Consider the following 4,335-nt stretch of genomic DNA (forward strand, 5'->3'; position numbering starts at 1 on the left):
GAGGTGCGGCTGGCCGTGGAGACCTGCCGCGTGAGGGCGAGGAGGCGCGGCGGCGCCTCAGCCCTCGTAGTGCCCATTCTGGTGCCAGCGCCAGGCGTCGGCAATCATCTGCGGCATGGTCGACCGGGACGGCTCCCAGCCGAGCTCGGCGGCGGCACGGGTCGAGCCCGACACCAGCTTGGTGGCGTCACCGGCACGGCGCGGGCCCTCGGAATGCGGCACCTCGCGGTTGGTGACGGAGCGCGATGCGTCGATCACCTCGCGCACCGAGAAGCCCTTGCCGGTGCCAAGGTTGAACACCCGGCTGCCCTTGCCATCGGTCAGCCACTTCAGCCCGAGCACATGCGCGTCGACGAGGTCGCAGACATGCACGTAGTCGCGGATGCAGGTGCCGTCCGGCGTGTCGTAGTCGGTGCCGTGGATCGACAGCGCCGGGCGGGTGCCGTCGATCGCCTCGAGCATCACCGGGATCAGGTGCGTCTCGGGGCGGTGATGCTCGCCGACCTCGCCCTCGGGATCGGCGCCCGCCACGTTGAAGTAGCGGAAGATCACGTGGCGCAGCCCCTTGGCGACCTCGAAGTCGCGGAGGATGTTCTCGACCGCGCGCTTGGAGGCACCGTAGGCGTTGAGCGGCTCCTGCGGCGTGCTCTCGTCGAGCACGACGTTGTCATGCTCGCCGTAGGTGGCACAGGTCGAGGAGAAGACGAAGTTCATACAGCCCGCCGCGGTGGCGGCCTCGATCAGCGTCAGCGATCCCTCGACGTTGTTGCGCCAGTAGCGGCCGGGTTCCGACATCGCCTCGCCGACCTGGCTGAGGGCGGCAAAATGCATCACGGCAACGGGCTGGTAGGTCGCGAAGACCTCGTCGAGCCGGGCGCGATCCGACAGATCGCCCTGCTCGAAGGGGCCGAATTTCACGGCATCCTTCCAGCCCGTGACCAGGTTGTCGTATGTCACGGGGGTATAACCGGCGGCTTTCAGGGCCTTGCAGGCGTGCGAGCCGATATAGCCCGCACCGCCGGTCACCAATACATTGCTCATTGCCTCTTATTGCGCGGCCTTGCGGGCCCCGATCACCTCGTGGAGGTAGGCCTCGAGATCGTCGCGCAGGTCGGCCCGGTCGAGCCCGAAAGCCACCGTCGCCTGCAGGAAGCCGGCCTTGGAGCCGCAGTCGTAGCGCTGGCCGTTGAAGCGGAAGCCATAGACGCCCTCGTCGCTGCCGATCTGCTGCGCGATGGCATCGGTCAGCTGGATCTCGCCGCCGGCACCGGCCTGCTTCTGGTTGAGGTTGTCGAGGATCGTCGGCGACAGGATGTAGCGGCCGATCACGGCGAGGTTGGACGGAGCGGTGCCCTTGGCGGGCTTCTCGACCATGCCCTTGACCGACACCAGCGACCCCATGTCTTCCTGCACGTCGAGGATGCCGTACGAGGACGCCTTGTCGGCGGGAACTTCCATCGCGGCGACCATGTTGCCACCGATTTCCTCGTAGGATTCGACCATCTGCTGGAGGCAGGGCTTGTCGGCGGCGATGACGTCGTCGGGCAGCATCACGGCGAAGGGCTCGTCGCCGATCAGGCGGCGGGCGCACCAGACCGCGTGGCCGAGGCCCAGCGCCTTGTGCTGGCGGATGTAGGCGATCTCGCCCGAGTCCATGTTGGTGGATTGCAGGACTTCGAGCAGCTCGTCCTTGCCCTTGGCCTTCAGGTCGGCTTCGAGATGGGGAGCGTGATCGAAGTAATCCTCAAGCGCGCTCTTCCCGCGCGAGGTGACAAAAATAAATTCCTTGATACCGGCGGCCCGTGCCTCGTCGATGGCGTATTGCACCAACGGGCGGTCAACCAGGGTCATAATCTCTTTCGGGACGGATTTGGTCGCCGGAAGGAAGCGCGTGCCAAGTCCCGCAACAGGGAAGATGGCTTTCGTTACCTTGTTCCGCATATTCTGCTCCTAGCATTCCATACGGGCTCTTTTCGCGCCCGTATCGAAGATTCACTAACACGTTACTCATGACGATAAAACAACGCAAACTTGCATGTATTCCGTCAATTTTGCGCCTGCAGCAAAAGGCCGCTGTTTTTTTGGCTACTGCCGCGGATATCCGCGACTCGATCAACCTCAGCGTGCACGCGCGACCTGAAAAGACAAGGACGAATGATACGGCCAGAGCGGATGCTCCGGCCCCAAAGCCCCCCTGTCTGCTCCCAGTACCCTTCGGGCCTGAAACTCATCTGGTGGTAGAGCGCCGTGTGCGAGAAACGGAACACGCTCACCACGTGTCCGAGGCCCGCGAGCCGCGCTGCCTCCACCCTCGTTTTGCGCCGGCTCCACAGCCTCCCCGCGAGTACATCTCGGGGCGCCCCCGGGCGACCCGGGAACGGCAGGAACGGCGTCTTCGCGGGCCCGATCGGCTCTGGCGCCGATAGCGGCCTCGTCTCGCCGTCGCGATAGCCCCGGTCGAGCCCCGCCAGCAGCCGGAGCACATCGTCCGGCCCCAGCGGGCCGCGCCGCATGTACTCGAGCAGCCGCCGTCGCTGCTCCGCGCGGAACGTCAGCCACGCGGCACCGCGCTCGGCCTCGGGGCAGTGCCGGCGCAGGAAGACCGCCAGCGAGGCGCCGATTTCGGTCAGATCCCGCGGCGTGCGGTCAGCCCCGCGGCGCGCGCTTTCGGCGTAGCCGTGGTGGACCTGCGCCCGTGGCACCACCGCAACCGCATGCCCCGCCGCCGCCAGCCGCAGGTCGAGGTCGGTCTCGTCGAGAAAGAACCGATAGGCGGGGTCGAAACCTCCGAGCCCTGCCAGCACCGAGCGGCGATGCGCCATGTTGGTGCCCTGCAGCTTCACCGCACGTCCGGGCATCGGCGCAAAGACCTGCGCCTCCATTCCCCCGAGCGCGAGCGGCGCCTCTTCCGCACGCCCGGTCACGCTGCGCGCCGTCCACTGGTAGTCGATGCCGTTGCGCCCGCGCACGTAGCCCCCGGCTGCGGCAACCTCCGCCGCTTCGAAGGGCGCGCAGAGATGGCCGAGCCACGTCGGCTCGGGCACCGCGTCGTCATCGAGAAAGGCCACCACCTCGCCCGCCGCATGGGCGATGCCGAGATTGCGCGCAGCCGAGATGTTGGGGGTGTCGAACGGGACCAGCTTGATGCGGTCCGCGTGGGGACGGGCAGAGGCGGCCGCCGCGCCCTCCGGGCAGGCGACGACGATCACCTCGAAGCCCGGATGGTCGAGCTGCGCCACCGCCGTCAGGCAGAGGCGCAGCGCCTGCGGGCGTCCCCGGCTCACGATCACGACGCTGACCGGGGGCACGCCCATGATGTCAGCCCTGCTTCAGCTCCACGCTCGGAGCGTAGGCGATGAAGAAGGGGTTGGCGAAGCCCGGCTTGCCATAAGCCAGCGGCGAATGGTCATCGAACCGCACGACCCGGCCACCCGCACCGTTGAGCACGGCGTGACCGGCGGCGGTGTCCCACTCCATGGTGCGGCCAAGGCGCGGATAGAGGTCCGCCTCGCCGGTGGCGACGAGGCAGAACTTCAGCGACGAACCGGCGCTCTTCATGTCCTCGACCGAGTACTTGCCGATGTAGTCGTCGGTGGCCTGGTCGCGGTGCGACTTGGAGGCCACCACCATCAGCGACGAGTTGTCCGCCTGCGAGACGGTGATCGGGGTCAGCTCGCCCACGGTCTCCTTGTCGAAGGGGCCGGCCTCCTCGACCGACTTGCCGAGCGCATCGGTGTAGAACATGCGCTCCTTGGCGGGCGCGTAGACCACGCCGCGCACCGGGACGCCCTCTTCCACCAGCGCGATGTTCACGGTGAAGTCGCCGCGACGGTTGACGAATTCCTTGGTGCCGTCGAGCGGGTCGACGATGAGGAAGGTCATGACCTCCTGCCCGTGACTGTCGGACTGCTCCTCGGTGACCAGCGGCATGTCGGGGAAGGCCTCGCGCAGACCGGCGGAGATCAGGGCGTCGGCAGCTTCGTCGGCCTCGGTCACCGGGCTCTGGTCGGATTTCGATTTCACCTCGAAGTCGTCGCTGTTGTAAATTTCCATGATCTTGTCGCCCGCCTCGAGGGCCAGACGGCGCATGACCGCAACCAGAGTTTCGTAATTCAAAGCCTGTCTCCTTCACCGCGACGCCCGCGGATTTATTGATTTGGAAGCCTGCGACTCTTATGCTGGCGCCAAACAAGATGGGCAAGAAGACCCGTCGCCTTTTGCGTGTATCGGAGCAGTTCTGCCATGTTTCAGACCACGAAGCCGCGCTCGCGGCTCGAATCCGCGCTCTACATCTGCGAACTGATCTACCACAACTCCGTGCGCGCCGTCCGCAAG

4 protein-coding genes and 1 pseudogene are annotated in these 4,335 nt (G+C 66.5%); 1 reads left to right on the forward strand and 4 read right to left on the reverse strand.

The window, feature by feature from the left end; genetic code table 11:
* Positions 1 to 57 precede the first annotated feature (57 nt).
* The 4 genes from galE to cysQ all read right to left on the reverse strand — a co-directional run bounded on the left by galE (position 58) and on the right by cysQ (position 4,116).
* Complete coding sequence (gene galE, locus HC022_RS20055; RefSeq protein ID WP_167453595.1) at positions 58 to 1,041, reverse strand: UDP-glucose 4-epimerase GalE; 984 nt, start codon at positions 1,039 to 1,041, stop codon at positions 58 to 60.
* Positions 1,042 to 1,047: 6 nt separating this feature from the next.
* Positions 1,048 to 1,941 (reverse strand): UTP--glucose-1-phosphate uridylyltransferase GalU, encoded by an 894-nt coding sequence (gene galU, locus HC022_RS20060; RefSeq protein WP_008886542.1) that lies wholly within the window; start codon positions 1,939 to 1,941, stop codon positions 1,048 to 1,050.
* Between the two features lie 104 nt (positions 1,942 to 2,045).
* Positions 2,046 to 3,314, reverse strand: a complete 1,269-nt coding sequence (locus HC022_RS20065) for a glycosyltransferase family 2 protein (protein WP_167453596.1) — start codon at positions 3,312 to 3,314, stop codon at positions 2,046 to 2,048.
* Between the two features lie 4 nt (positions 3,315 to 3,318).
* Positions 3,319 to 4,116: a 3'(2'),5'-bisphosphate nucleotidase CysQ gene (gene cysQ / locus HC022_RS20070; protein WP_167453597.1), complete on the reverse strand. Its 798-nt coding sequence runs from the start codon at positions 4,114 to 4,116 to the stop codon at positions 3,319 to 3,321.
* Positions 4,117 to 4,242: 126 nt separating this feature from the next.
* Here cysQ and HC022_RS29390 point away from each other — a divergent pair.
* A pseudogene (locus HC022_RS29390) lies at positions 4,243 to 4,335 on the forward strand (ABC transporter permease); the annotation flags it as partial.

This window comes from Salipiger sp. HF18 (assembly GCF_011806505.1).
In the GTDB taxonomy this organism is placed as follows: domain Bacteria; phylum Pseudomonadota; class Alphaproteobacteria; order Rhodobacterales; family Rhodobacteraceae; genus Salipiger; species Salipiger thiooxidans.